Here is a 26594-nt window from a genome sequence, read left to right on the forward strand (position 1 = left end):
CGCCGTCGCGCACGGCCTGGGACAGCGGCTCAAGAACTGAGGCCGGGATGCGCGGCATGTCGCCGAGGAAGACATAGACCCCCTCCGCATCGGCGGGCAGGGCTGCGGCCGCGTGGCGCAGGGAGGCGCCCATGCCCTCGGCATGGTCCGCAGCGTGGACAATTTTCAGGCGTTCATCCTGACCCGCCTGCCGGGCATAGGCCATGACCGCCGCGCCCACCCGGCTGGGATCGGAGCCCGTCACCACGGTCACGGTCCGCACCGGCGCCGCGAAGGCCGCGCGCAGGGCCCCTTCCAGCAGGACGCCATCGCCATAGGGGGTCAGAAGTTTGCCGCCGCCGAACCGCGTCCCGGCGCCGGCCGCCAAGACGATCGCTTCAAATCCGCCTACCCCTGTCACGCGCCGTGGTTCCCCTCTATGTTAGGTTTCGCATGACGCCCTATGACGACGCCCCCTCGCAAGCCGCTTCGCAGGCCAGCCTGATCGACGGGTTCGGCCGTACCGTGACCTATCTGAGGGTCTCGGTCACCGACCGCTGCGATCTGCGCTGCGTCTACTGCATGGCCGAGCACATGACCTTCCTGCCCAAGGCCGAGGTCCTGACCCTGGAAGAGCTCGACCGCATTTCCTCGAGCTTCATTCGGCTGGGGGTCCGCAAGCTGCGCATCACCGGCGGCGAGCCCCTGGTGCGCAAGGGTGCGATGGGCCTGATCGAGAACCTGTCGCGCCACCTGAAATCCGGCGCCCTGGACGAGCTGACCCTCACCACCAACGGCACCCGGCTGACCGAGTTCGCGGGCGACCTGGCGAAGTTCGGCGTGCGCCGCATCAACGTCTCCATGGACACCCTGAAGCCTGACCTGTTCCGCACACTGACCCGCGGCGGAAGTCTCGCCAAGGTCATCGCCGGGATCGATGCCGCCCTGGCCGCCGGCATCGCCGTGAAGGTCAACGCCGTGGCGCTCAAGGACGACAACGCCGCCGAGCTCCCCGACCTGATCGCCTGGGCTCACGCCCGAGGCTGCGACATGACCCTCATCGAGGCCATGCCCCTGGGCGAGATCGAAGTGGACCGCACCGACCAGTTCCTGTCGCTGAAGGACGTGCGCCGCGAGCTCGAAAGCTTCTGGACCCTCACCGACAGCGACCACGTCACCGGCGGCCCGGCCCGGTATGTGACCGTCGAGGAGACCGGCGGCCGCCTGGGCTTCATCACCCCGCTGAGCCACAATTTCTGCGAGGCCTGCAACCGCGTGCGCCTGACCTGCACCGGCACCCTCCACACCTGCCTGGGCCGCGAGGACGCCAGCGACCTGCGCGCCGTGCTCCGCGCCGGCGCCGACGAGGCGGGCCTGGAGGACGCCATTCGCCTGGCCGTGGTCGCCAAGCCCCAGGGCCATGACTTCCAGATCGTCCGGTCCTCGGCTCCCGCCGTCGCCCGGCACATGTCCACCACGGGGGGCTAGGGTGGCCAAGGTCCTACTGTTCGGGCGCCTGAGCGATATCGCCGGCTGGCGCGAGCGAACCCTCGAACCCCTGCCCGCCTCGCTCTTCGCCCTGCGCGCCCAGCTCTGCGCCGAGTACGAAGGTCTCGCGCAGGCCCTCTCCGCCCCCGGCGTCCAGGTGGCCCTGGACCAGACCATCGTGCGCGGCGACGCGGCCCTGACCGCGCGTTCCGAGGTGGCCTTCCTCCCGGCCATGAGCGGCGGATGATCGCGCTGACCGACCAGACCTTCGATCCCGGCGTCCTGCTGACTGCGTTCTGCAAGGGCCGCACCGAGACCGGAGCGGTGGCCACCTTCACCGGCTTGGCGCGGGCCGAACAAGGCGCCACGACGACCCTGGAGCTGGAGGCCTATCCAGGCTTCACCGAAGCCGAGATCAGCCGCATCGCCGACGGCGCGCGGGACCGCTTCAAGCTCGACGACTTTTCCATCGTCCATCGCGTGGGCCAGATCGCGCCCGGCGACGCCATCGTCTTCGTGGCCACGGCGGCGGGCCACCGCCGCGCGGCGTTCGAGGCCTGCGATTTCCTCATGGACTACTTGAAGAGCCGAGCTCCCTTCTGGAAGAAGGAGACCGGTCCCGACGGCGCCGCGCGCTGGATCGAGCCCAGGCCGCAGGACCACGCCGACATCACCCGCTGGGAGACCCCATGAACGCCCCTACCCTCAGCCCCGGCGGCCGCATCGATGAGAAACAGCCGATCGTCCCGGTCCGCATCGCGGTCCTGACCATCTCCGACACCCGCGACGAGGAGAGCGACACCTCCGGCCACGTCCTGGCCGAGCGCGTCACCAGCGCGGGCCACGAACTGGCCGACAAGGCCATCGTCAAGGACGACGTCGACCAGATCCGCCTGCAGGTGAAGGCCTGGGTCGCCTCGGGCACGGTGGACGCCATCATCACCACCGGCGGCACCGGCATCACCGGCCGCGACGTGACCCCCGAAGCCGTCGAGCCGCTCTTCGACAAGAAGCTCGACGGCTTCTCGGTGGTCTTCCACATGGTGAGCTACCAGTCGGTGGGCCTGTCCACCCTGCAGAGCCGCGCCACCGCCGGCCTGGTGGGCGGCGTCTTCGTCTTCTGCCTGCCCGGCTCCAACGGGGCGGTGAAGGACGGCTGGGACAAGGTGATCTCAGCTCAACTCGACAGCCGCCATGGCCCCTGCAACATGGTCGAGCTGATGCCGCGCCTGCTCGAGAAATGAGCCGCCTGACCCACATCGACGAGACCGGCCGGGCCAACATGGTCGACGTCTCGGCCAAGGCGGTCACCACCCGGGAGGCCCTCGCCGAGGGCTTCGTGCGCATGTCGGCGGAAACCCTGGCCCTGGCCCTGTCCGGCGACGCCAAGAAGGGCGACGTCAGATCCACCGCCGAGATCGCCGGCATCATGGCCGCCAAGAAGACAGCCGACCTGATCCCGCTCTGCCATCCCCTGGCGCTGTCCAAGGTGGAGGTCCGGGTCGAACCCGGCCAAGGCGGACTTTCCGTCACCGCCCGGGTCCGCACCAGCGGCCAGACCGGGGTGGAGATGGAGGCGCTGACCGCCGTCTCCGTGGCCTGTCTCACCGTCTATGACATGCTGAAGGCCGCCGATAAGGCCATGACCATCGAGGCCGTGCGCCTGATGGAGAAGTCGGGCGGCAAGTCCGGCGACTGGAAGCGTCCGTGAAACTGCTGAGCGTCGAGGCCGCGCGCACCGCCATGGTGGCCGAGGCTTCCGCCCTGCCGGCGCAGACCATCCCGCTGCAGACCGCCAACGGCCGGGTGCTGGCGCAGGATGTCGCCGCCGACCGCGCCCAGCCCCCCTTCACCAATTCCGCCATGGACGGCTGGGCGGTGCGCGCCGCCGATACGCCCGGCGCGCTCGCCATCGTCGGTGAGAGCGCGGCGGGCCACGGCTATGAGGGCGCGCTCGCCCCAGGCCAGGCCATCCGTATCTTCACCGGCGCGGCCCTGCCGGACGGCGCCGACAGCGTGGTGATCCAGGAGAACGCTGCGCGCGACGCCGACGAGGTCACCGTCCCCGCCGCCGCGCCGGGCGACAATATCCGCGACGCCGGCAAGGACTTCCGGGCCGGTGACGTCCTGCTCACCAAGGGGACGCGCATCGACCCCTGGCGCCTGTCCCTGGCCGCCTCCGCCGGATGCGCCGAGGTCAGCGTCCATGCCAAGCCCCGCATCGCCATCCTCTCAACGGGTGAGGAGATCGTCGAGGCGCCGGCTGTGCCGGGCCCCTTCCAGATCTACGATTCCGGCTCCCCGGCCTTGAAGGTGATGTGCGAGGCCTGGGGTGCGGAGGCCACCAAGCTCAGCGGCGTCCGCGACCAGCTCGATGCGGTGATCGCGGCCATGCGCGGCGCCGAGGCCGACCTCATCGTCACGGTGGGCGGCGCCTCGGTGGGCGACCACGACCTGGTCCGCACGGCCGCCGAGGCCCTGGGCATCCGGTACAGGGTCGAGAGCGTCGCGATTCGCCCCGGCAAGCCGACCTTCTTCGGCGTCCTGGCCGACGGCCGCCGCCTGCTGGGCCTGCCCGGCAACCCGGCCTCGGCCTTCGTCTGCGCCGAGCTGTTCCTCAAACCCCTGATCGCCGCCTATTGCGGCGCGGCCCACGCCCCGCGCATGGCCACCGCCCGCCTGGCCGCGCCGCTCGCCGCCAACGGCCCCCGCGAACACTGGATGCGCGCCAAGCTGACCTACAAAGAAGGCGGCATCACCGCCCAGCCCTACCGCGACCAGGACTCCTCCCTGGTGAGTGTCTTCGCCGCCGCCGACGCCCTGCTCAGGCGCCCGCCCAGCGCCTCGGCCTCAGCGGCAGGCGACCTCGTCGAGGTGCTGCTGCTGGACCGGGCGGGGTAGGCGGCTAGAGGATGAAGTTGGCGTCGGTGAGGTTGACGCTATTCACCCACAGGGCGGCGTCGGCCACTTTGTCGCCGTCCACGTCGAACTGCAGCAGGAAGATGCCATAGACGGGAGGGCCGACGATCACTTCGCCCGCCTGTCCGGTAAACTGCTGCGCGGGCTGGGCCTGATCGAGCGGCGGGATCGCGAAGGCGTGGAACGCCTGATTTCCGGCCAAAGTCGTATCGGCGTCGATGGCCGAGAGATCGATCTTGTCGCCGTTGAGCATGTCGTCCCACACGGTGTCCGCGTCGTTCCCGTTTCCCAACTCGGCGAGACTACGGAAGACGAAGGTGTCGAAGCCATCAGCCCCATACATGAGGTTCTTCGCGGCGCCAGCTGAGATGACGTCGTTGTGGTCCGTGCCGTAGATCTGCTCCACGTTGGACAGGGTCAGGACGTGGGTCGCATCGATCTGCTGCGGGCCGCCGTGGCCCAGGTCGACATGTACGCCGTTGAGTTGCGGTCCGTCGCCGCCGAAACGATAGTAGATCAGATCAATCCCCTCGCCGCCTTCGACAACAATGTCGGTGGCTTGACCGGGAACGAACATGTCGTCGCCCTCACCGCCATCCAGGACGTCCTGCCCGGCTGGTAGCGTCGGGGGAGCAGCGCCGCTGCCGTCGGCCCACAGGACGTCGTTGCCAGCCCCTCCGAACAGGTAGTTGCCGCCGCTGTCGCCGCCGATATTGTCGTCATAGGCCGTGCCGTAGACGTTCTCGATGGACACAAGATAGTCGTCGCCATGTCCGCTGACGAAGTTCGTGGCGAGATTGACCGCAACCCTTTCGGACATGCCATCATCGAAGCTGACGGTGTCGATCCCCGCGCCCCCGTCGATCATGTCCTTCCCGGAGCCACCAGCCAGGAAGTCGTCGCCCGCGCGGCCAACCAGGCTGTCATGGCCGGCGCCGCCGAAGATGTAGTTGGCGCCCGACGTACCCATCAGCGTGTCGCCATAGGACGAGCCGTGGACATACTCGATGGAGATGAGTTGGTCGGTCCCGGCGCCCAGGGTGTTCTGGGCGGTGGTCAGGGCCAGGTCGACCTTTACCGCGGAGGTCGAGTCCTCGTAGCCGGCCCAGTCAAAGCCCGTGCCGCCATCGATGCGGTCATTGCCTGCATCGCCCATCAGGTAGTCGTCATTGGCGCCGCCGGAGAGGGTGTCATTGCCGGCCCCCCCGGTCAGGACGTCCTCGCCCGCCAGGCCCGAGAGGGAGTCGTCGCCGCCCAGGCCATACAATGTGTCAGCGCCCGCGCCGCCCGTCAGCCTGTCCTTGCCAGACCCACCCGTAAGAAACATCGACCCCTCCCACATCGGCCCGAACGCCGAGGGGCGCAACCTACGGGTGACCACGCCTGAGCCAATCGCGCGCAACCTGGGGGCGTCAGGTAAGCTTAAGGCGCCTGCCGGAGCGGGCGTTTCCGTTAAGACTTAAGGGATTCCACCTCGTCCCAGCTCAGGTCGCGCCACCCGCGTGGGTCTCGATCATTCCCCGGAAGTGCTGGGTGGTGGCGTAGCACTCGCAGGCGCGCTTCTCGAGGCCGGGACGGTCCAGGATCTGGATCACGCCGCGGGTGTAGTCGATCAGCCCGTCGGCCTTCAGCACGCTGGCCACCTGGGAGACGGTGGAGCGCTGCACCCCAAGCATCGAGGCGAGGAAGTCCTGCTTCAGCGGCAGGGTCGGGCCGCCGCCGGTGCGGTCCTGGCATTCCAGCAGCCACCAGGCCAGGCGCTGCTCGTGGGAGTGGTGGGTCTGACAGGCCAGGGTCTGGCGGGCCTCGGCCAGGCTCAGTTCCACATGGCTGCCGACCTTCCGCCGCAGGGAGGCGCTGGCGTCATAAGCGGCGATATAGGCCTCGGCCGGCACCCGCAGGGCCAGCAGGTCCACCTGCACCAGGGCGCGGGAGAAGATCACCCCGGCGCCCGCCGCCTCCAGGAAGCCGACGCCCCCCTCCCGGCCCACCACCGCGGTCTCCACCGCGACCCCCGACAGCATCACCGACAGCAGGGAGATCAGCCCCTCCTCCGGGAAATAGACCCAGTCGATGGGCGCCTCGGGCTCGTACAGCACCACGCCTGCCTTGAAGGTCATCGGCCGCATCGACCTGGACAGCACGTCGTAGTCCGCCGGATCGAGGGAGAGCAGGAGGCGATTTGCGGTCTGCATCAGGACATCCGTAAGCCGCGAAGACCGCGGACCTCAGTGAGGCGGAAAGTTCCCTTGAGGCGAAGCCACCAGGGCGGCATCGACAACACTAAGTCAGAACGCGACATTATAAGCAAATACTATTTCATGGTATGAATAGATACTTTCACCTTATGTAATATTAAGACGAAACGGCTATTTCCCGAACGTTGGAGCGTGAACTTGAGTTATTACGAGCAGCAAGAGAATTGCCGAGGCTCCGTGATATTCATCAATCGAGTTCTTTCCGCGCTTCCGAAGGCCGACTTGGCGGCCTTGATCCCAGACATGTTCGAGGCGACTTGGGGACCGGGAGAAGGACTTTACGAGTCGGGCGGCCCGGTGACCGAGGCGCACTTCCCCAGCAGCGCCGGTCTGTCGGTGGTCAAGGTCATGAACGACGGAACCTGCGTCGAATGCGCCACGGTGGGCTCAGAGAGCGCCGTCGGACTGTTGCCGGCCCTCAGCGGCGGGGTGTCCTCCAACCGGACCTTCGTGCAGCTGGCGGGGTCGGGGATTTCGATCCCGGCCGCCGCCCTTCGCGGGCGCGCGCGGCAGAGCCCGGCCCTGGTGGACCTGCTGCTGCGCTTCGCCCAGGTGACGCTGGCCCAGGAAGAACAGTCGGTGGCCTGCAACGCCCTGCATGAGACCGAGCCGCGCCTGGCGCGGTGGATCCTGCAGAGCCAGGACCGACTGAACGCCCGCGTCCTGCCGCTCACCCAAGACTATCTGGCGATCATGCTGGGGGTGCAGCGCACCACGGTGGGCGCCGCCGCCAGCCGGCTGAAGGCCGAGGGCCTGATCCGCTACAGCCGCGGACAGCTGGAGGTGCTCGATCGCCCCGGCCTCGAGCGGCGATCCTGCGAATGCTACGGCGCCGTCCGCGACCTGCAGGCCCGGTTGCTGGCCCCCGAGGAGTCCGACGACAATCCAGGAGCCCTCTGATGCTCACCCCAGACGAGATGAACCTCCGGGCCAAGGCCCTAATCCTGAAGTCGGCGGCGGGCGGCGTGTCCAGCGGGCCCTATCGCGAGCTGGCCCTGGAATGGCGCATGCTGGCGGTGCAGAGCATCTTCCTGGACGGCATGCTGGCCCCCGAACCCGTCGGGCGCCGAGACTGAGCCTGGAAGGTGACGGACGCCTGAACCGGTTCCCACGCCAGGCTGTCACGCTCTAGAATTGCTCCTGATCGGCGGGCTTGATCTCCTTGGGCCGGGACGCGCTCCAGGCGTTCTCCCTGTCGCGCTTGGAGACCGGTTCGCGCGGCGTCGCCGGCGCGCGGGCGTGGCGCAGGGCCATGATCTCGCCGATCACCGAGACCGCCACCTCCCAGGGGGCCTTGCCGCCGATGTCCAGGCCGATGGGGGCGTGGACGCGGAGCAGGACGTTCTCCGGCACGCCCGCCGCCCGAAGGGGCGCCAGGCGCTCGGGCAGGCGCTTGCGGGCCCCTAGCAGGCCGACATAGCCGGCGGCCGACGGCAGGGCCGCGGCGAGCGCCGTGCGGTCGGTCTCCAGATTGTGGGTGGCGATGGCGATGGCGGTCCAGGGGTCGGTTCCGATGGCGGCGAGCGCGGCCTCCGGTTCAGAGCGCAGGTAGGCGATCCCGGCGATGGGGGGCCCGGCCTCCGGCCCCTTGGGGCGGACGAGGGTCGTCTCGAACCCGCTCTGGGCGCCCAGCTGGCTGATGGCGAGCGCGGTGGGGTCGGAGCCGAACACCACCAGGCGCGGGGTCGGGTCGTAGCGGCGCAGAATCGCGCCCTCCCAGGGGTTTTGCGTCTCGGGCTCGGCGCAGAGCCGCCTGACCCCGTCGCTGATCCACACGGCGGGCCGCCGCTCGGCCTGGGCGGCCAGCAGCTGCGCCAGCGCAGGGTCGCCTGCCGGGACCCGCTCCAGGAAGATCTCGATGCGCGCGCCGCACAGCAGCTGGATGTCGGGCCAGGGGCTGCCCTCGCCGTAAACCAGGCGTCTGGGCTGGCCGTCCTCAAGGCAGGACGCGGCATGGTCGGCGATATCGCTTTCCACACAGCCGCCTGAAAAATAACCACAGACGATAGCCTCGGCGAAAACCATCTGGGTCCCGACGGGTCGCGGCCCCCCGCCCTCCACCGACACCAGGGTGGCGAGCGCAAGCGGTTGATTTTGTTGCGCGGCTTGCCGCAACGCGGGGCGCACATCCTCGGCCATGCCGAACAATGGCCACTCGGGCAGGGGCTCTCTCATCGCGCTCAGCTTAACCCCCGTGAAAGGTTCCAGACACCGCTTCTTTAGGCCTTGCCCCGTAAATGGGGGCTCCTAGCGTTCGCAACCAGCGTTGTTCATGACGTCTCCGCTTTCCAAGCTCGGTCTCGGTTCCGCCCAGTTCGCCCTCGAGCAGGCGAGCCTGCGCGGCCGCCCGCCCCAGGCCGAGGTCCGGGACATCCTGGACGTCGCCGCGCGCACCGGCCTGGCCGTCTTCGACGTCGCCGGCTGGTCGCCCCAGGTGGAGAGCGTGCTGGGGGACATCATGCCCCGGCCCAACCCCTTCAAGATCTCGATCTCCACCGTCCGCGCCGACCGCGGTCCCGACTTCGTGGAGGCCGAGGCCCGGGCCACCCTGCGCCGGCTGGGCGTGGAACAGGCCGACGCCATCCTGGTGCCCTCGGCCACCGACCTGTTCGGCCCCCACGGCCTGGCCTTGTGGGACCGCCTCAAGGCGCTGAAGGATCAGGGCCTGACCAAGAAGATCGGCGTCTCGGTCTTCGCCTCCGACGATCCCCTGGGCGTGGCCCGCCGGTTCCGTCCCGACATCATCCAGGCCCCGGCCTCCCTCCTCGACCAGCGACTGCTGATCGACGGCACGCTCGCGGCCCTGACCGGCATCGGCATCGAGGTGCACCTGCGCTCGATCTTCCTGTCGGGCCTGCTCTTCCTGCCGGCCGACCGGGCTCCGAACCACCTGAAGGAAGCCGCCAGCCGGATTTCCCGCGCCCGCCGGCTGATCGCAGAGGGCCGGTCCGACCCCTTGCAGGCTGCCCTCGGCTTTGCATTGTCCCGTCCCGAAGCCGCCGCCGTCCTGGTGGGCGTCACCACCGCGGCCGAATTGAACGCGGTGATCGCCGCGGCCTCCAGCCCGCCGCCCGATCTCGACTGGGACGATATGGCGATCGACGACCCGGTCGCCCTCGACCCCCGCGCCTGGAGGGCCGCCTAGGCGTCCTCCACGGCCGGCTCAAAAGGAGCCAGCGCCAAATGATCCTCGCGATCCTGCAAGCCCGGATGACCTCGCCCCGACTGCCCGGCAAGGCCATGGCTCCCCTGCGCGGCGAGCCCATGATCCTGCGCCAGGTGGAGCGCATCCGTCAGGCCCGCTGCCTGTCCAAGCTGATCGTCGCCACCAGCGACGAGCCTGTGGACGATCCCATGGCCGGCTTCCTGGTCGCCCGCGGCCAGACCGTGTTCCGCGGCGCCTCGGAGAACCTGTCGCGCCGCTTCATGCGCTGCGTCGAGGCCGCTGGCCCGGTCAGCCATGTGGTGCGCATCAAGGGCGACTCACCCTTCGTGGACCCGGGCGTCATCGACGAGACCATCCGCCTGGCGCTGACCACCGGCGCGGCCTACGCTTCCAACCGCGTCCAGCGCACCTTCCCCAAGGGGCTGGAGGTCGAGGTGGTCACCGCCGGGGCCCTGACCCACGCCGCCGCCGAGGCTGATGAGGCCACGGCCGCGGCGACGTCACCCCTGGCCCAGATCCGCGGCAGGCCCGAACGCTATCCTCAGGCCCACTGCCTCGCGCGGCGCGACTGGTCGGCCCTCGACTGGCGGGTGAAGACCCCCGCCGACATGGCCTTCGCCAACGGGGTCTACGGCGCCCTGCACGCGGATGATCCGGCCTTCGGCCTGGAGGATGTCCTGGGTGTGTTGCAGGGGCGGCAAGACCTGGCCCGCTGGGCGGCGTAGCCCAGCATCCGCTCATCCCGGCGAAGGCCGGGATGAGCGGAGTGTGGTGGCTATGCCCAGGCCCCGTACGGATCGCTGAACGGCTTGCCCAGGGCCTGCGCCACCGCCGGGTGGATGATCTGACCCTTGAGCACGTTGAGCCCCTTGGCCAGGTGCTGGTTGGCGGCGAGGGCGTCCAACCCCTTGTCGGCCAGGGCCAGGCCGAAGGGCAGGGTCGCGTGGCCCAGGGCCTCCGACGACGTCCTCGGCGCGGCGCCCGGCATATTGGCCACGCAGTAATGCACCACCCCGTCGATCGTGTAGGTGGGGTGGACGTGGGTCGTGGGCTTGGAGGTTTCGAAACAGCCGCCCTGGTCGATGGAGACATCCACCAGCACCGAGCCGGGCTTCATCCGCGACAGGTGCTCGCGACGCACCAGGGTCGGGGCCGCGGCGCCGGCTGTCAGCACCGCGCCGATCACCACGTCGGCCTTCAACACCTCCTCCTCCACCGCGTCCAGGGTCGAGTAGCGGGTCAGGATGCGCCCCAGGAACATGTCGTCCAGCACCCGCATCCGGGGGATGGAGCGCTCCACCACCACCACCTCGGCGCCGAGACCGGCGGCCATGCGGGCGGCGTTCATGCCAACGACCCCGCCGCCCAGCACGCAGATCCGCGCCGGGGGCACGCCGGGCACCCCCGACAGCAGCAGGCCCATGCCGCCATTGTGCTTCAGCAGGGTCTCGCCCGCCGAGAACACCGCGATGCGGCCCGCCACCTCCGACATCGGAGCCAGCAGCGGCAGGCCGCCATTGGCGTCCGTCACCGTCTCATAGGCGACGGCCGCCGCGCCGGAGGCGAGCAGGCCCTCGGTCTGAGCAGGATCGGGCGCCAGGTGCAGATAGGTGAACAGGATATGCTCGGGCGTCAGCCGCGCCCACTCCGCGGCCTGGGGCTCCTTGACCTTGATGATCAGCTGACTGTCGGCGAACACCGCCTCGGCGTCCGGGACGATGCTGGCTCCCGCCCGCGCATAGGCCTCATCGGAATAGCCGGCGCCCTGGCCGGCCCCGGCCTCCACCAGCACCTCATGGCCATGAACGACATATTCGCGGACGGCGGTGGGGGTCAGCCCCACGCGATACTCGTCCGCCTTGATCTCGCGGGGCACGCCTACGCGCATCGAAGTCTCCCTTTGCGAATTTGTTTCGCTTAAGAGAGGAGTTGGGGGCCTAATTTTGTTCCGTCAACCCAGGACGCAGCTCGCCATCCCTTCGCGGCGGATGGTCCCGGCGGCCTTGTCGATGCGGCCGGAGCGGCGTTTCACATAGGGTCCCGGCTTGGCGGCGCGCCATTTCAGCGGGCTGGGCAGGATCGCCGCCAGTCGGGCGGCCTGGGCGGGGGTCAGCCGGTCTGCGCTGACACCGAAGTTCTTCAGGGCCGCGGCCTCCGCGCCATAGACGCCAGGACCCCACTCCACGCTGTTGAGATAGACCTCCATGATCCGCCGCTTGCCCCACAGCCCCTCGATCAGGACGGTGAAATAGGCTTCCAGGCCTTTGCGGACATAGGAGCGGTCCGGCCAAAGGAAGATGTTCTTGGCGGTCTGCTGGCTGATGGTGGACCCGCCCCGCGTCCGCTTGGAGCGTTCGTTGTGGGCCAAGGCCTTCTGCATGGCGCCGAAATCAAAGCCGTGGTGGCTGCAGAACTTGGCGTCCTCCGCGGCGATCACCGAGCGCACCAGCCGCGGCGATATCTCATCCAGCGAGCGCCACTTGCGGTCGAAGCCACGCCCCTGGAACACCCGCTCCACCATCAGATAGGTGATGGGCGGCGGAACGAACCGATAGGCGGCGGTCACCAGCACTGGCCCGATCAGGCCGAAGACCAGCACCAGGCTGACCGCCGTGCGGCCGACCCGGCCCCAGACGCTGCGCTTGGGTCGGGGGGCCTGGGCGATCTGGATAGGCGGGGCGTCGCCACGGTCGTTCACCGAGCGCGGCTTTTCATTCAGCGAGATGTCGTCCCAGGACCTGGCCAGGTCCTCCCAGCCGCCCGACGCCTGCGGCGTGAGGCGCAGGCCATCGTCCTTGTCGGAACCGGGGTTCGTGTCGCTCAAGCTCAGGGCCCCTTGTCTTGACCTCGAGCCTCTTCCTTTCAGAGAATCTGAAAGGACAAAAGAGGCTCGTCTTATTGTTTGCCGCGTGACGGGCGCCTGAACCGGCATCCACTTCCGGCTGTCACGCGACAGCGCGCCAGTGCTAGCGATGGAGAACAATGGGTCAAGCCGCCGCACCGCAGGAGCGCAGATGAACGTCACCGATGCCGTCGCCAGGCGAATCTCCATCCGCGCCTTCAAGCCGGAAACCCCGCCGGCGGCGGTGATCCGCGAGATCCTGGAGCTGGCCGCCCGCGCGCCGTCCGGCGGCAATCTTCAGCCCTGGCGGGTCTACGCCCTGGCCGGCGAGGCGCTCACCGAACTGAAGGCCAAGGTCGCCGCCAACCCCTTCGGCGAGACCCCGGAATACGACGTCTACCCGCCGAGCCTGTGGGACCCCTTCCGCACGCGGCGGTTCCAGAACGGCGAGGACCTCTACGCCGCCATCGGCATCCCCCGCGAGGACAAGCCCGCGCGCCTGCGGCAGCTGGCCCGGAACGGGGAGCTGTTCGGCGCCCCCGTCGGCCTGTTCTTCTGCCTGGACCGCAAGCTGGGCCCGCCCCAGTGGTCGGACCTGGGGATGTACATGCAGACCGTCATGCTGCTGGCGACTGAGCGTGGCCTCGACACCTGCGCCCAGGAATACTGGGCCCGCTATCCCAAGACGGTGGGAGACCTGTTGGGCCTGCCCGAGGACCACATGCTGTTCTCCGGCATGGCGTTGGGCTGGCGCGACGAGGCCGCTCCCATCAACACCCTTCGCTCGGCCCGCGACCCCTTCGAGACCTGGGGGGAGCTGAAGGGGTTCGACTAGGCGACCTCAAACACCCCTGCCCCGCCCTCCTCATCCCCCCAGGCCACGCGCTTGCCGTCCGGGGTCATGGCCAGGGCCGAGATCGGCGGGCCCTTCTCGGCCTTCAGCATGTCGATGGCCTGGTTGGACAGGTCGCAGACCCACACCCGGCCGTCGTCGAGGCCTGCGGCGAGGCGGTTGCCCACCAGGGTGGCGGCCACGCGATTGACCATTGAGCTCTCGTCGAAGCCCACCTCCGCCGCCTGCTTGCCCAGCGGCCCCGCCGAGCCTGTGAACGGCCAGATGACCGCGCCGTTGGCGCCCGAGGTCGCCAGCATCTGGCCCTTGTAGAGGAAGGTCAGGCTCTTCACCTTGGCCGGATAGCCGCCCATCTTGAGGTTCTTCTCGTCGGCCACCCGCCAGCCGTGCAACTGATTTTCCTGCATGGAGCTCATCAGGAACTTGCCGTCGGGGCTGAAGGCCAGGGCCACGTGGCTGCCGGCCCATTTCAGGATCATGGGCTTCTGCTCGGCGATCCGGGCGTACCAGAGCCAGGCGCCGTTATAGGTGGCCGTGGCGATACGCCGCCCCTTGGGGTCGAAGGCCACGTCGGCCACCGACTTCTCGTGCACGAACACCCGCGAAAAAGCCGCGTCGGCGGAGTCGCGGACGTGCAGCTCCTTGCCGGCGGCGAAGGCGATCAGTTTGGATTCGGCCGATGCGGCGACCGACTCGATCCAGCGCCCGGGGATCCTGGCGATCTCGGTGACGTCCGCGCCCCGCGACCAGGCCACGACCCCGTCGTCGCCGCCGGTCAGGACACCCTCGCCGCTGGGGTGCAGGCAGGCCGAAAGCGCCACGCCCTTGTGGGCGGCGGCGATCGTCCCATCCTCAAATCGGACCGTGCCGTCGCCGAGGGCGAAAGCCGCCTTGCCATGGCGGTCGAAGAGGGCGGCGGTGACATAGGCGTCATAGGAGGTGTTCATGCGCGCCTCTTAGCCGCCTAACACGGGTCTTGGCGAGACATCGGGCGCCTGGAAATTTCGCCCGGCGCGAGAGCATGTCAGGCAGCGCTTTGACTTGGCTGCGGGCGGACAGCGGTTCGGGCTTTACAATCCCGATTTGATTGGCGAAGGGTGTCTGGACTGTGGATGGGCGCGACGTCATACGCGCCCCTAGGGAAGGAATTGCATATGGGTGCGAAGCTGGGCGGCGGGGGCGGCGGCAAGTTCGACCTCGGCCAAAACAGCGACATCAACGTCACGCCCTTCGTGGACGTGATGCTGGTGCTCCTCATCATCTTCATGGTGTCGATCCCCGCCGCGACGGTGTCGATCAAGCTCGACCTGCCGCCGGCGATCCCGCCGCCCCCGGGCACGAAGGTGGAAGAGCCGACCCTGATCAACATCCAGGTGGCCGGCCTCTACATCGGCGACCAGCCCACCACCCTAGACACGCTGCCGGCCGACCTCGCCCGCATCCTGAACAAGCCCAACCCCACCGAGGAGCGCGTCTATATCCGCGCCGACCGCACGGTGCGCTACGGCGAGTTCATGTCGGTGATGAACGCTCTGCAGGGCAACGGCTACTTCCAGGTCGCCCTGATCAACGAAGACATCTAGTCCTCGTCTGCAAGACAAGGAAAAGCCCGCCCAGGGAAACCCGGGCGGGCTTTTTCGTTTCAGATCCTCCCCCAGGCCGCCGGCCAATGTGGGGGAGGTGACGGAGGGGGATCGACGTAGTCGACACCCACCTCAGCCAAACAAGAGTCAAAGTCCCCCTCAGGCGCTTCGCGCCAGCTCCCCCAGAAGGGGAGCGTCTCAGGAGATTAAGCCGCGCAGGCCTCGAAGCCGGCCTTCAGGGCGGCCTCGTCCAGATTGCGGCCGATGAACACCATCCGGCTGAAGCGGTCCTCCTCAGGTTTCCAGTCGCGCTGGAAGTCGCCCTCCAGAATCATGTGCACCGCCTGGAACACCAGCCGGCGCTCATCGCCGGCCACGTCCAGAATTCCCTTGGCCCGCAGGATGTCGGGGCCCTGGTCGGCCAGCAGCTGGTTCAGCCAGTTGGTGACCCTCTGGCCGTGAATCGGCTTGCGGAGGGTCAGCGAGACGCCACGGATACCGGCCGCGGCCGCATGGTCCTCGTGCGCATGTGCGTGGCCGTGATCGTGGTGAGAATGGTCGTGATCGTGATGATCATGATCGCAGTCCTCATCATGCACATGGCCTTCCTCGCCGTGCGCGGGATTCAGGAACTCGGGGCTGATGTCGGTGATGCGGGCCAGGTCGAAGCCGCCACGGCCCAGGATGGCGTCCAGCGGCACATTGGAGCGCTGCGCCCGGTGAATGGGGGCCAGGGGATTGATCCGGCGGATCGCGGCCTCCACGGCCTTCAGTTCGGCGTCCGTCACCAGGTCGGTCTTGTTCAGTACGATCTGGTCGGCGAAGGCGATCTGCTCGACCGCTTCCCGGGAATCGGCCAGCCGCAGAGGCAGGTGCTTGGCGTCCACCACGGTGGTGACGCTGTCGAGCTGCGTCTTGGCCTTCACGTCGTCGTCGACGAAGAAGGTCTGGGCCACGGGGCCGGGATCGGCCAGGCCGGTGGTCTCCACGATGATGGCGTCGAAACCGCCCTTGCGCTTCATGAGCCCTGAGAGCACCCGGATCAGGTCGCCGCGCACCGTGCAGCAGACGCAGCCGTTGTTCATCTCGAACACTTCCTCGTCGGCGCCGACGATCAGTTCGTTGTCGATGCCCACCTCGCCGAACTCGTTGACGATCACGGCGTAGCGCTTGCCATGGTCCTCCGTGAGGATGCGGTTGAGCAGGGTGGTCTTGCCGGCGCCGAGATAGCCGGTGAGGACGGTGACGGGGGTCTTGGCGTTCATGGGGCTCATCTAGTCATTGTCGGCGCGGGATGGAACAGGCGCCGCGCACGGGATCGCTTGACCTCGGACAAGTGTTATAGAATAACACCTCTCCACTCCCTTGCCCCAGCACTCTATATATAGGCGACCGTGACCACCGCCGAACCCCCCGCCGACGAGCCGATGGACGCCTTCCGGGGCGACCGGGTCTATCTGGGCGCCGATCACGCGCGCAATGAGCGCCGGACCTGGATCGTGGCGACGATCTGCCTGGCCACCCTGGCGGCGCAGGTGACCGGCGGGCTGATGTTTAACTCCATGGCCCTGGTGGCCAACGGCCTGCACATGGGCGCCCACCTGGCCGCCCTGCTGGTGGCCGCCGGCGCCTATGCCGTGGCCCGCACCTATTCCACCGACCCGCGTTTCTCCTTTGGCACCGGCAAGGTGGGCTACCTGGCCGGCTTCGCCAACGCCGCGGTCCTGGGGGTCACCGCCCTGCTGATCACCATCGAGAGCGTGGAGCGCCTGCTCGCGCCTGCGGAGGTGGAATATGATGGAGCCCTGGTCCTGGCCGCCGCCGCCCTGGCGGTGAACCTGGCCTGCGTCTGGCTGCTGAAGCCGGCCCAGAGCCACGCCCATGATCGGGACGGGGATCTGAACCTGTCGGCCGCCCACCTGCATCTGGCGGGGGACGCGGTGATCTCCGGGCTCGCCATCGCCGGCCTGGCCGCCGGCCGCTACCTGGGCTGGAGCTGGACCGATCCGGTGGCCGCCCTGGTGGGTGCGGCCCTGCTGGCCCACTTCGCCTGGCGGCTGCTCAGCCGCACGGGCGCCGTGCTGCTGGACATCAATCCCAGCCCCGAGCTCACCGCGCAGATCCGCGGCCGCCTGGAGGGCGAGGGGGAGCGGGTTCTGGACCTGCATCTGTGGCGCCTGGGCCCCGGCCATCACGCCGCAATCGTCGTCCTCGCCGCGGCCGCTCCGCAGGCGCCGCAAGCCTATCGCGCCCGCCTGGCGGGCCTCGCGGGGCTCAGTCACGTAACTGTGGAAGTCCGCGACCACCTGACTCCTTGACCAAGGTGGCCGGATCGGCGTTTTCAAGACGTGATGAATCAAGGGCTTGGGCAGCTACGGGCTTGGGGCCGGTCGGGCGTGGACGGCGTATCCGACCGCGGCCTGTCTCTGCTTGTCGCCAGCCTTCGAGCCCTGACCTGGATCGAGGACCGCACGGCGGAGTGGCCCCAGGCTAGACGCGACTTCCTCTTCGACACCCGGATGTTCTGGTCCGCCCGCTGGCGACCGGCCTCGGCCCTGGCGGTCCTGGGCGGCCTGGCCATCATGGGCGGGACCTATGTGGCCATCGGCACGCCTGAGAAAGCTCCGCCCCCCACCATCCTGGCCGCCGGAACCGGCGCGCCCCGGCCTCACGTCCCTCCGCGCCCCAAACCCGGCCCGCCGCCCGAGGCGCTGCAGAAGCGCCTGGACGAACTGGCGGCCAGCTACCGCGAGACTGTCGGCATCGCCGTGGCCGACACCAACGAGGGCTGGATGGCCCAGGTGGCCGGCGACGACGCCTTCCCGCAGCAGAGCGTCTCCAAGCTCTGGGTGGCCATGACCACCATGGACGCCCTGGACCAGGGCAAGCTCAGCCTGGACCAGGCGGTGGTCCTCGGTCCCCACGACCGCAGCGTCTTCTTCCAGCCCATCTCTCACAAGATCGGCGCCGCCGGCTACGCCACCACCCTGCGCGACCTGGTGCGCCGGGCCCTGATCGAGAGCGACAACGCCGCCAACGACAAGCTGCTGGCCGAGGTGGGCGGCGTCGACGCCGTGGCCGACATGCTGGCCCGCAAGAACCTCACCGGCATCCGCATGGGCGCCGACGAGAAGAACCTGCAGGCCAAGATCGCCGGCCTGACCTGGAGCCCGGAGATGGGCATCGGCGGCAATTTCAAGGACGCCCGGGCCCGGCTGCCCGACGCCGTGCGGGACGCCGCCATGCACGCCTATCTCGAAAACCCCCTGGACGGCGCGACCCCGGCCGGCGTGGCTACCGCCCTGGTGGCCCTGAAGCGCGGCGAACTTTTGTCGCAGGAATCCACCGACACCTTCCTCGCCACCATGTCGGAGGCCCGCACCGGCCCCCGGCGCCTGAAGGGCGGCCTGCCCTCGGGCTGGTCCATCGCCCACAAGACCGGCACCGGCCAGGACTGGCGCGGCGGCTCCATCGGCATCAACGACGTCGCCGTGCTCACCGCCCCCGACGGTAGGTCCTACGCCGTGGTGGTCCTGATGAAGCGCACCACCAAGCCGGTCCCCGCCCGCCTGGCCTTCATGCAGCAGGTCTCCAGGGCCGTGGTGGCCAACTGGGAGAGCGAACGCGACGTCGCCCGCAAGACGCTCGCCAGCCTGCGTCCGGGAGAGTCTTCCGGAGGTCACTGAATCGACAGCGGCTTGCGTTGACTTGGCGGGGGTCGTCTGTATAAGTCCGCGCCTTCGCACGCAGGACCTTCCCGCGGGCGTGATCCTTTTTTGCTAAAGTCTCAAGGCGCGAACGATGTACGCGGTGATCAAAACCGGCGGTAAGCAGTACCGGGTTCAGGCGGGCGACCTTCTCGTCGTCGAAAAGCTTGAAGGTGAGCCGGGCGCCAATGTGGCCTTCGGCGACGTCCTGATGCTGGGCGATGGCGAAACCATCACCCTGGGCGCTCCGATCGTGGAAGGCGCCACCGTCAGCGCCACCCTGATCGAGACCCGCAAGGGCCTGAAGGTCAAGATCTTCAAGAAGCGCCGCCGTCAGGGCTATCGCCGCACCCGTGGCCATCGCCAGCACGAGAGCGTCCTGCGCGTCACCTCGGTGGCCGGCGCCGGCAAGACCGTGAACTGGGACGGCGTGGTGGACATGACCACCAAGGCGGTCCTCAACGCGCGCGCCCGGAACCTGAAGCTGGAGGAAGCCGCGACCGCCAAGGCCGCGCTCGCCGCCGAAAAGGCCGCCGCCCCCGCCGCCAAGAAGGCCGCTGCTCCCAAGGTCGTCGCTGCGCCCAAGGCTGAAGCCGCCTCGAAGAAGCCCGCCGCGCCGAAGAAGGCCGCCGCCAAGAAGCCCGACGCCGAATAAGCGTCGGATCAAGACAAGTTTAGGAGACCACAATGGCTCACAAAAAATCTGGCGGTTCATCCCGCAACGGCCGCGACTCGGCCGGCCGTCGTCTCGGCGTGAAGAAGTTCGGTGGCGAAGCCGTCGTCGGCGGCAACATCATCATCCGTCAGCGCGGCACGAAGTTCTTCGCCGGCGTGAACGTCGGCATGGGCCGTGACCATACCCTCTTCGCCACCGCCGACGGCGCTGTGCAGTTCGTCACCAAGCGCGACGACCGCACCTATGTGAACGTGGTGGCTGCCGAGACCAACGCCAGCTAGGCGGAACCCCTCTTCTCCGGTTCCGCCCCGACGATCAGTCAGGCGGACCGGATAGAATCCCGAAAAGCGGGAGTCCGGAACGCCGGGCTCCCGCTTTTTCTGTTTCAGGGGTCCCACCAGAGGGCCCGGGAGGTTCAAGATGTGCTCCATCCAGATCGAACCCGTCATCGAGACGCAGCGGCTGCGGCTGCGCCGTCCGCGGACGGCCGACGCGCCCCGCGTGGCCAAGCTGCTCAACGACCGCGACCTGGCCCGCATGACCCCCTCCGTCCCCCACCCCTATGGGCTGGAGGACGCCCAGGCCTATCTCGCCCAGGTGGACGACGCCGATCCCGATGATCGGGCCATGTTCGTCATCGACCATCCGGAGCAGGGGCCGATCGGGGTGGTGGGTTTCGACAGCGAGAACGGCCGCGCCGAAATGGGCTGCTGGATCGGCCGCCCCTTCTGGAACCTGGGGTTCGCCACCGAGGCCGCCAAGGGGGCCTTGGTCTGGGCCCACAAGGACTGGAAGCGGCGCTACGTCCTGGCGCGCCACTTCTCCGATAACCCGGCCTCGGCCTCGGTGCTCTGCAAGAGCGGCTTCCTCTACACCGGGGAGGTCCGGCTCTCGCCCTCGGCCGCCCGCGGCGAGGCCGTCCCCTCGCGGATGATGGTCTGGCTGGCGTGAGTTTGCGGCGCTCGCGTGCTATGGCGGGCGCCGAACTCTCCTGGATCCTGCATTTGACCACCTCCGTCACCTTCAAAGCGCCCTTGGACGCCCTGCTCGCAGGGCGCGCCTTGGCGTGGCGGGTTGGCGCCGTGCTGGTGGGAAGCTGGCTCCTGGCCGCGTCCTCCTGGGCGGAGGCGCCCATGTATCCCGTGCCCATGACCCTGCAGACCTACGCTCTCCTGGTGATCGCGGGCCTGTCGGGCCTGCGGCTGACCCTCGAGATCGTCTTCATCTGGCTGGCCCAGGCGGCCATGGGCCTGCCGGTCCTGGCCGGCGGCGCGAGCGGCGTCGAGGCCCTGGTGGGCCCCACCGGCGGCTACCTCCTGGGCTTCCTGGTCGCCGCCGGCCTGGTGGGCTGGTTCTCGGCGCGGACCGGCCGGGACTGGCTGCCGCTGACAGCCAGTTTCCTCGCCGCCCATGCCGTCATCCTGCTGCTGGGCTTCGCCTGGCTCGCCTCCGGACTGGGGGCAAAGGCCGCCTTCGCCGGCGGCGTCGCGCCCTTTCTTCCCGGCGCGCTTCTGAAAACCCTATTGGCCGCCGCGACCGTGAAGTTCGTGGGCGACCGGATCCTGACCCGATGAAATTCCTCGACCAGTGCAAGGTCTATATCCGCTCCGGCAACGGGGGCGGCGGCGCCGTCTCCTTCCGCCGCGAGAAGTATATCGAATACGGCGGCCCCGACGGCGGCGACGGCGGCCGGGGCGGCGACGTCTGGATCGAGGCCATGGACGGCCTCAACACCCTGATCGACTTCCGATACAGCCAGCACTTCAAGGCCGAGACGGGCACCCACGGCATGGGCCGCAACCGCCACGGCGCGGCCGGCGAGGACATCGTCATGAAGGTCCCCGTCGGCACCCAGGTGCTGGAGGAGGACAAGGAAACCCTGATCGTCGACATGGACACCCCCGGCCAGCGGTTCCTGCTGGCCAAGGGCGGCAACGGCGGCTGGGGCAACGACCGCTTCAAGAGCTCCATCAACCAGGCCCCCTATCACGCCAACCCCGGCCAGGAGGGCGAGGAGCGCTGGATCTGGCTGCGGCTGAAGCTGATCGCCGATGTCGGACTGGCCGGCCTGCCCAACGCCGGCAAGTCCACCTTCCTGGCCGCCGCCAGCGCCGCCAAGCCCAAGATCGCCGACTATCCCTTCACCACCATCCACCCCAATCTCGGCATCGTGGACCTCTCCCCCAGTGAGCGCTTCGTCCTGGCCGACATTCCGGGCCTGATCGAGGGCGCGTCGGACGGCGCGGGCCTCGGGACCCGCTTCCTGGGACACGTGGAGCGCACCGCGGTGCTGATCCACCTGATCGACTCTACCCAGACCGACGTCGTGGAGGCCTGGAAAACGGTGCGGCACGAACTCGAGGCCTATGGCGAGGAGTTGGGGGACAAGACCGAGATCATCGCGCTCAACAAGATCGACGCGCTGGACGAGAGCACGGTGGAGATGCAGCGCGAGGCGCTGGAGGAAGCCGCCGGCGTGCCGGTCCGCCTGGTCTCCGCCGTCGCCGGGACCGGGGTGAAGGAGATCCTGCGCGAGGCCTACGCCCTGGTGCGCGACCGCAAGGCCGCCGCGGCGGTGGGTAAGGGCGGCGAGGACGAAGTGGGCTGGAAACCGTGAGCGGGATCGAGCGCGCGCGCCGGGTCGTCGTCAAGGTCGGCTCGGCCCTACTGGTGGGGGAGGACGGAACCGCCGACACCCTCTGGCTGGCCGCCTTCGCCGCCGACGTCGCACGCCTCCGGGCTCGCGGCCAGCAGGTGCTGGTGGTGTCCTCCGGCGCCGTGGCCCTGGGCCGCCGCCGGCTGATGCTGGCCAGGCGCTCCCTGACCCTGCCCGAGAAACAGGCCGCCGCCGCCGCCGGCCAGTCGGCCCTGATGCGGGCCTGGGAAGAGGCCCTGGAGCCCCACGACATCCACGCCGCCCAGGTGCTGCTGACCCGCGACGACACCGAGGTCCGGCACCGCTGGCTGAACGCGCGCGCCACCGTCGAGACCCTGCTGGACCTGGGCGTGGTCCCCGTGGTCAACGAGAACGACACCGTGGTCACCGAGGAAATCCGCTACGGCGACAATGATCGCCTGGCCGCCCGGGTCGCCCAGATGATCGGCGCCGACGTGCTGATCCTGCTCTCGGACATCGACGGCCTCTACACCGCCGATCCCCGTAGCAATCCTGACGCCAAGCACCTGGCCCGCATCACCCACCTGACGCCGGAGATCGAGGCCATGGCCGGGGGCGCCAACGCCAGCGCCGGGGTCGGCACCGGCGGCATGGCCACCAAGATCGCCGCAGCCCGCATGGCCCAGTCGGCCGGCTGCGCCACCGTCATCACCCTGGGCCGCCGCCCCTCGCCCCTGGCGGCTCTGGAAGCCGGCGAACCCGCCACCGTCATCGAGCCCGCCCTGAGCGCCAAGGCCGCCTACAAGGCCTGGATCGCCGGAACGCTCGCGCCCGCCGGAACCCTGGTGGTGGACAATGGCGCCGCCCGCGCACTGTCCACCGGCAAGAGCCTGCTGGCTGCCGGCATAAGGGCGGTCGAGGGTCGATTCGAGAAGGGTGACGCCGTCGTCGTGCGCGACGAGGCGGGCCGCGAGATCGGCCGGGGCCTGACCCGCTACGACAGCGCCGACGCCGTCGCCATCCGGGGCCTCAAGTCCGACGCCATCGAGGGAGTCCTGGGTTACACCTCAGGTCCGGTGATCCATGCCGACGACCTGGCCCTGGGCCACGCCCCGGCCGAGGCCGCCGCCGGCTAGACCGCCTGCGCCTGGACTCCCGGGCGGGTTTCGGCGATCGCCAGGGCGTCGCCGATGGTCTCGTACAGCACGCCCACCTCGATCGGCTTGGCGACATAGGCAGTCATGCCGGCGGCCATGTACTCGGCGATCTGATGGCTCATGGCGTTGGCCGACAGCGCGATGATGGGGATCGGCGGCATGCCCTGCGCGGCCTCTGCCTGGCGGATGGCGAGCGCCGCAGCCACCCCGCCCATTTCGGGCATCTGGATGTCCATCAGGATCACGTCGAAGTCGGCCGTGGCCCAGGTCGAGACCGCCTGCAGCCCGTCCCCCACCACCGTCAGCTGGACGTCCAGCGGCGCCAGCAGGGCCGCCAGCACCTTCTGGTTGGTGGGGTTGTCCTCGGCCGCCAGGATGCGCAGGGGACGGTCCTGGGGCAGGGTGATCTCGCCAGGGGTCACGCTGGCCGGGGCCCGGGGTGTCTCACTGACCCGGGGCAGGGGCAGGCTGACCCGGAACTCCGACCCCTTGCCCGGTGAGCTCGTCACCTCGATCGCGCCGCCCATCAGCTCCACCAGCTCACGGCTGATGGCCAGGCCCAGGCCCGTACCCCCGAACCGGCGTTCGTTGCTGTCGTCGACCTGGGTGAACTTGGAAAACAGTTTCGGCAGGGCCTCGGCCGACATGCCGATGCCGCTGTCGCGGACGATGAAGTCCAGGCCCTTCTGCGTGGTGGTCACCTCCAGGGACACGGCCCCGACATCGGTGAACTTCACGCCGTTGGAGAGCAGGTTGGAGAGAATCTGGCGGATGCGGTCGGCGTCCCCCAGCCAGACACCGGCGGCGTCCAGGTCGACCGTGACTTCCAGGTCCAGGCGCTTGGCGGCGGCCGCCCCGGTGAAGGTGGACACCGTGCGGGTGGCCAGGGCCTCGATGTCGAACTCGACGGGCGCCAGGTCCAGCTTGCCCGCCTCGATCTTGGAGATATCCAGCACGTCGTTCAGCACCTGCAGCAGGCCGGCGCCGGAATCGCGGATGATGTGCAGCCGCTCCCGCTGATCGGGAGCCAGGGCCTCGCGCTCCATCACCTGGACCATGCCCAGCACGCCGTTCAGGGGCGTGCGGATCTCGTGGCTCATATTGGCCAGGAACTGGGACTTCATCTTGTTGGCGCTCTCGGCCGCCTCCTTGGCGACCTGGCTGCGCACCAGCACGTCCTCCATCTCCCGGCGTTCCAGGGCGTTGCGGCGGAAGACCCCCAGCGCCTGGGCCAGCCGGCCGATCTCGTCCTCACGGAACTCGAAGGGAATCTCGCTGTCCAGGTCCCCGGCCGCCACGTCCCCCATGGCCTGGGTGATCCTGGCCATCGGGCGCACCACCCGGCCGACGATGAAGGTCGCCGACAGCAGGCCGAAGGCGCAGGCGATCACCATCATGCCGATCGAGAGCTGCACCTGGCGTTCGGCCGCCTCCACCTGATGGGCGGCGTGCTCGGCGGTGAGGTCGAAGCTCACGGCCACGATATCCATCAGGCTTTGCAGGCTCTCCATCATGTCGCGGTTGAGCGCCACCTCGTCGACCGGCGCCCCCGTGGACAGGGCGGTGAGCGCTGCGGCCCGCGTGGCCCGGAACTCCACGAAATAGCGACGCTCAGCCTTGGCGATGGCGGCCTTCAGGCGGGGCGGGTTGAAGGCCAGGCCGGCCTGGCTGCTCATCATCCGATGCGGCGCGTCCACCGCGCCGGTGACCTTGGCCAGGGCCTCGCGCTCGGCAGCGGTCGGCGGCCGGCCCCGGCCCACCGCCTCGCCCAGCAGCATGGTGTCCAGCCCCGCGGCGTCGCGCTCCAGCCAGGCCACGTGCTTGACGGTCATCATCCGGGCGATGAAGGGGTCGGCCTGGATGGCCTCGTTGGATAGCTGTCCCGAGAGCTCGCCCAGGGTGTCCACCAGGTTGGCGCCGGCGGTCAGCCAGGTCTGCCTCAGGGCGTCGGACCGGTTCGGGTCGGGGGCGGTCATCGCCCGGTCGGTCACCTGCCGAAGGCGCAGGAAGGTCGCGCGTCGCGCGTCGATCTCCTCCACCAGCCGGCGCACGGTCGGGCCGTCGGACACGGCCTTGTGCAGCCGCGCTCGCTGCAGGCGGGCCAGGGCGGACTTGATCGCGGCGTCGGTGCCGGCCCGGTTGGTGTTGAGGCCTCGCAGGGCCTCCGCCGTTGGGACGCCGGGCTTGGTGAGGGCGATGGCGACCGCGCCGCGCTCCAGCCTCAGGCCCTGCATGGCGTGGAACAGGTCGCGCGAGATCTCGGCGGCCAGCAGCACGCGCTGGGCGGCCTGCTGGCGATGATAGGCGTGCAGGGCCATCACCGCACAGGTGATCACCAGGGAGGCCACCATCACCCCGGCGATGATCTGCAGCAGCGCGCCGAGACTGAGAATCTTCTTCATGACGCCGGCTCCCACCCCTCGCCCCTCAAGGTAGAATCCAGACTGGTAACGACGGCTTAATCGGCGGGACATTCTGTCGCGGTGCGGGGGTGAATTGCCGCCCCCGGCAAAGGTGCTTACTAAGGCTCATCTTGAGCATATGGCGGTCGACGTGGACGATGGAGCGGGCGGAGGCAGGGTTGAGGCGGCGAACGGCCGGCTGACGGCGCTCGCCTCCGGCATGGCCATCCCCTATGGCGGCGACCGGGTGGCCTATGTCTCGCCAGCCCTCGCCCAGGCCTTCCAAGCCGGTGACCGGCTGGTGGTGGTGCAGGACAGCGGCGACCTGCTGCACGTTCCGGCCGCCGTCCAGGCCCTGGCCGACAGGGCCGTGGGCAGGGCCCATGACGCCTTCCAGAAGATGGGCGCGGTCAGTGACGCCGCCATCACCGCCTTCTTCGACGCCTTTGCGGGCAGGCTCGCCGACGACGGGGTCTGGACCGCCATCGGCGCCGCCAACGCCGCCGATGTCACCCGGGCCCAGGAACGGGGCCGTTCCACCACCCGCCTGAGCGTCAGCCCGGCGATGCGCGCCGACATGATCGCCGGGCTGCGGGCTTGGCGCGACGCCCCCGCCGCCCGGGGCAAGGTGCTTGAGACCGTCACCCACGAGGGCTGGAGCGTCGATCAGGTCATGGCGCCGCTCGGCGTCACCGGCTTCGTCTTCGAGGGCCGCCCCAATGTGTTCGCCGACGCCACCGGCGTGCTGCGCACCGGCAACACCGTAGTCTTCCGCATCGGCTCCGACGCTCTGGGCACCGCGCGCGCCATCGTCGAGCACGCCCTGGATCCCGCCTTGGCGCAGGCCGGCCTCCCCCCGGGCGCCGCGGCCCTGGTCGATAGCGCCGAGCATGCCGCCGGCTGGGCCATGTTCTCCGACCAGCGCCTGGCCCTGGCCGTCGCCCGAG

29 protein-coding genes and 1 pseudogene are annotated in these 26594 nt (G+C 69.2%); 21 read left to right on the plus strand and 9 right to left on the minus strand.

Annotated features, from left to right (window positions below; all coding sequences use genetic code 11):
• Window positions 1-367, minus strand: a 367-nt coding sequence (locus OCL97_RS20240; RefSeq protein ID WP_377371533.1) for a nucleotidyltransferase family protein, incomplete at its 3' end; no start/stop codon positions are given.
• A 65-nt stretch (window positions 368-432) separates the two neighbouring features.
• Between OCL97_RS20240 and moaA the strand changes: the two genes are divergently transcribed.
• The 6 genes from moaA to OCL97_RS20270 are packed head-to-tail and all read left to right on the plus strand — an operon-like array spanning window position 433 to window position 4368.
• The gene (gene moaA / locus OCL97_RS20245; RefSeq protein ID WP_377371534.1) at window positions 433-1467 is read left to right on the plus strand and encodes a GTP 3',8-cyclase MoaA; all 1035 of its coding nucleotides are present in this window, start codon (window positions 433-435) and stop codon (window positions 1465-1467) included.
• Window position 1468: 1 nt separating this feature from the next.
• On the plus strand, window positions 1469-1714 hold the full coding sequence (locus OCL97_RS20250) for a MoaD/ThiS family protein (protein ID WP_377371535.1): 246 nt from the start codon (window positions 1469-1471) through the stop codon (window positions 1712-1714).
• Complete coding sequence (locus OCL97_RS20255; RefSeq protein ID WP_377371536.1) at window positions 1711-2160, plus strand: molybdenum cofactor biosynthesis protein MoaE; 450 nt, start codon at window positions 1711-1713, stop codon at window positions 2158-2160. Before OCL97_RS20250 ends, OCL97_RS20255 begins: the two co-directional genes overlap by 4 nt.
• Entirely contained in the window at window positions 2157-2711 is a 555-nt protein-coding gene (gene moaB / locus OCL97_RS20260; RefSeq protein ID WP_377371537.1) for a molybdenum cofactor biosynthesis protein B, read from the plus strand. Before OCL97_RS20255 ends, moaB begins: the two co-directional genes overlap by 4 nt.
• Window positions 2708-3178: a cyclic pyranopterin monophosphate synthase MoaC gene (moaC, locus tag OCL97_RS20265; protein WP_377371538.1), complete on the plus strand. Its 471-nt coding sequence runs from the start codon at window positions 2708-2710 to the stop codon at window positions 3176-3178. The genes moaB and moaC overlap by 4 nt, the downstream gene beginning before the upstream one ends.
• Window positions 3175-4368 carry a molybdopterin molybdotransferase MoeA gene (locus OCL97_RS20270; protein WP_377371539.1) on the plus strand — a complete coding sequence of 398 codons (1194 nt, stop codon included), beginning with the start codon at window positions 3175-3177 and terminating at the stop codon, window positions 4366-4368. Before moaC ends, OCL97_RS20270 begins: the two co-directional genes overlap by 4 nt.
• A gap of 4 nt (window positions 4369-4372) precedes the next feature.
• Here the strand turns inward: OCL97_RS20270 and OCL97_RS20275 are convergent, their stop codons facing one another.
• Both OCL97_RS20275 and OCL97_RS20280 read right to left on the minus strand, forming a co-directional pair.
• Complete coding sequence (locus tag OCL97_RS20275; protein WP_377371540.1) at window positions 4373-5713, minus strand: calcium-binding protein; 1341 nt, start codon at window positions 5711-5713, stop codon at window positions 4373-4375.
• Between the two features lie 157 nt (window positions 5714-5870).
• Entirely contained in the window at window positions 5871-6581 is a 711-nt protein-coding gene (locus OCL97_RS20280; RefSeq protein ID WP_377371541.1) for a Crp/Fnr family transcriptional regulator, read from the minus strand.
• A 306-nt stretch (window positions 6582-6887) separates the two neighbouring features.
• On the opposite strand from OCL97_RS20280, the gene OCL97_RS20285 reads away from it, so the two are divergent.
• Window positions 6888-7544, plus strand: a complete 657-nt coding sequence (locus tag OCL97_RS20285; protein ID WP_377371542.1) for a Crp/Fnr family transcriptional regulator — start codon at window positions 6888-6890, stop codon at window positions 7542-7544.
• Window positions 7544-7720 (plus strand): hypothetical protein, encoded by a 177-nt coding sequence (locus OCL97_RS20290; RefSeq protein WP_377371543.1) that lies wholly within the window; start codon window positions 7544-7546, stop codon window positions 7718-7720. Before OCL97_RS20285 ends, OCL97_RS20290 begins: the two co-directional genes overlap by 1 nt.
• Before the next feature lie 52 nt (window positions 7721-7772).
• Here OCL97_RS20290 and OCL97_RS20295 read toward each other — a convergent pair whose 3' ends face one another.
• On the minus strand, window positions 7773-8819 hold the full coding sequence (locus OCL97_RS20295) for an XdhC family protein (RefSeq protein ID WP_377371545.1): 1047 nt from the start codon (window positions 8817-8819) through the stop codon (window positions 7773-7775).
• A gap of 97 nt (window positions 8820-8916) precedes the next feature.
• Between OCL97_RS20295 and OCL97_RS20300 the strand changes: the two genes are divergently transcribed.
• Together OCL97_RS20300 and OCL97_RS20305 are read left to right on the plus strand one after the other, a co-directional pair.
• Window positions 8917-9789, plus strand: a complete 873-nt coding sequence (locus tag OCL97_RS20300) for a bifunctional regulator KidO (protein ID WP_304776050.1) — start codon at window positions 8917-8919, stop codon at window positions 9787-9789.
• Between the two features lie 38 nt (window positions 9790-9827).
• On the plus strand, window positions 9828-10535 hold the full coding sequence (locus OCL97_RS20305) for a cytidylyltransferase domain-containing protein (protein WP_304776052.1): 708 nt from the start codon (window positions 9828-9830) through the stop codon (window positions 10533-10535).
• A gap of 50 nt (window positions 10536-10585) precedes the next feature.
• On the opposite strand, the gene ald is transcribed toward OCL97_RS20305, so the two are convergent.
• Both ald and mtgA read right to left on the minus strand, forming a co-directional pair.
• Window positions 10586-11698: an alanine dehydrogenase gene (ald, locus tag OCL97_RS20310; protein WP_377371546.1), complete on the minus strand. Its 1113-nt coding sequence runs from the start codon at window positions 11696-11698 to the stop codon at window positions 10586-10588.
• A gap of 63 nt (window positions 11699-11761) precedes the next feature.
• Entirely contained in the window at window positions 11762-12475 is a 714-nt protein-coding gene (gene mtgA, locus OCL97_RS20315) for a monofunctional biosynthetic peptidoglycan transglycosylase (RefSeq protein ID WP_377371556.1), read from the minus strand.
• A gap of 349 nt (window positions 12476-12824) precedes the next feature.
• Between mtgA and OCL97_RS20320 the strand changes: the two genes are divergently transcribed.
• Complete coding sequence (locus tag OCL97_RS20320; protein ID WP_377371547.1) at window positions 12825-13487, plus strand: nitroreductase; 663 nt, start codon at window positions 12825-12827, stop codon at window positions 13485-13487.
• On the opposite strand, the gene OCL97_RS20325 is transcribed toward OCL97_RS20320, so the two are convergent.
• Window positions 13484-14452, minus strand: a complete 969-nt coding sequence (locus OCL97_RS20325) for a WD40 repeat domain-containing protein (RefSeq protein WP_377371548.1) — start codon at window positions 14450-14452, stop codon at window positions 13484-13486. The genes OCL97_RS20320 and OCL97_RS20325 overlap by 4 nt on opposite strands.
• Before the next feature lie 207 nt (window positions 14453-14659).
• On the opposite strand from OCL97_RS20325, the gene OCL97_RS20330 reads away from it, so the two are divergent.
• On the plus strand, window positions 14660-15088 hold the full coding sequence (locus tag OCL97_RS20330) for a biopolymer transporter ExbD (RefSeq protein WP_304776061.1): 429 nt from the start codon (window positions 14660-14662) through the stop codon (window positions 15086-15088).
• Window positions 15089-15294: 206 nt separating this feature from the next.
• On the opposite strand, the gene OCL97_RS20335 is transcribed toward OCL97_RS20330, so the two are convergent.
• Entirely contained in the window at window positions 15295-16362 is a 1068-nt protein-coding gene (locus OCL97_RS20335; protein ID WP_377371549.1) for a CobW family GTP-binding protein, read from the minus strand.
• Between the two features lie 120 nt (window positions 16363-16482).
• On the opposite strand from OCL97_RS20335, the gene OCL97_RS20340 reads away from it, so the two are divergent.
• From OCL97_RS20340 to proB, 8 genes are all read left to right on the plus strand, one after another.
• On the plus strand, window positions 16483-17406 hold the full coding sequence (locus OCL97_RS20340) for a cation diffusion facilitator family transporter (protein WP_377371550.1): 924 nt from the start codon (window positions 16483-16485) through the stop codon (window positions 17404-17406).
• Window positions 17407-17484: 78 nt separating this feature from the next.
• Window positions 17485-18774 (plus strand): serine hydrolase, encoded by a 1290-nt coding sequence (locus OCL97_RS20345; RefSeq protein WP_377371551.1) that lies wholly within the window; start codon window positions 17485-17487, stop codon window positions 18772-18774.
• Between the two features lie 115 nt (window positions 18775-18889).
• The gene (gene rplU, locus OCL97_RS20350; protein ID WP_377371552.1) at window positions 18890-19450 is read left to right on the plus strand and encodes a 50S ribosomal protein L21; all 561 of its coding nucleotides are present in this window, start codon (window positions 18890-18892) and stop codon (window positions 19448-19450) included.
• 32 nt (window positions 19451-19482) lie between these two features.
• Entirely contained in the window at window positions 19483-19752 is a 270-nt protein-coding gene (gene rpmA / locus OCL97_RS20355) for a 50S ribosomal protein L27 (RefSeq protein ID WP_215343333.1), read from the plus strand.
• A gap of 139 nt (window positions 19753-19891) precedes the next feature.
• Window positions 19892-20422, plus strand: coding sequence for a GNAT family N-acetyltransferase (locus OCL97_RS20360; RefSeq protein WP_377371553.1), 531 nt, complete (start codon window positions 19892-19894; stop codon window positions 20420-20422).
• Window positions 20423-20475: 53 nt separating this feature from the next.
• Complete coding sequence (locus OCL97_RS20365) at window positions 20476-21045, plus strand: biotin transporter BioY (RefSeq protein WP_377371554.1); 570 nt, start codon at window positions 20476-20478, stop codon at window positions 21043-21045.
• The gene (gene obgE, locus OCL97_RS20370) at window positions 21042-22088 is read left to right on the plus strand and encodes a GTPase ObgE (protein ID WP_304776079.1); all 1047 of its coding nucleotides are present in this window, start codon (window positions 21042-21044) and stop codon (window positions 22086-22088) included. The genes OCL97_RS20365 and obgE overlap by 4 nt, the downstream gene beginning before the upstream one ends.
• Entirely contained in the window at window positions 22076-23224 is a 1149-nt protein-coding gene (gene proB / locus OCL97_RS20375; protein WP_377371557.1) for a glutamate 5-kinase, read from the plus strand. Before obgE ends, proB begins: the two co-directional genes overlap by 13 nt.
• Here proB and OCL97_RS20380 read toward each other — a convergent pair.
• Window positions 23221-25647 (minus strand): ATP-binding protein, encoded by a 2427-nt coding sequence (locus OCL97_RS20380; protein ID WP_377371555.1) that lies wholly within the window; start codon window positions 25645-25647, stop codon window positions 23221-23223. The two genes, proB and OCL97_RS20380, sit on opposite strands and share 4 nt — an antisense overlap.
• Before the next feature lie 139 nt (window positions 25648-25786).
• Here OCL97_RS20380 and OCL97_RS20385 point away from each other — a divergent pair.
• Window positions 25787-26594: pseudogene (locus OCL97_RS20385) on the plus strand (aldehyde dehydrogenase family protein); the annotation flags it as partial.

This window comes from Phenylobacterium ferrooxidans (assembly GCF_042714595.1).
Classification (GTDB): domain Bacteria; phylum Pseudomonadota; class Alphaproteobacteria; order Caulobacterales; family Caulobacteraceae; genus Phenylobacterium; species Phenylobacterium ferrooxidans.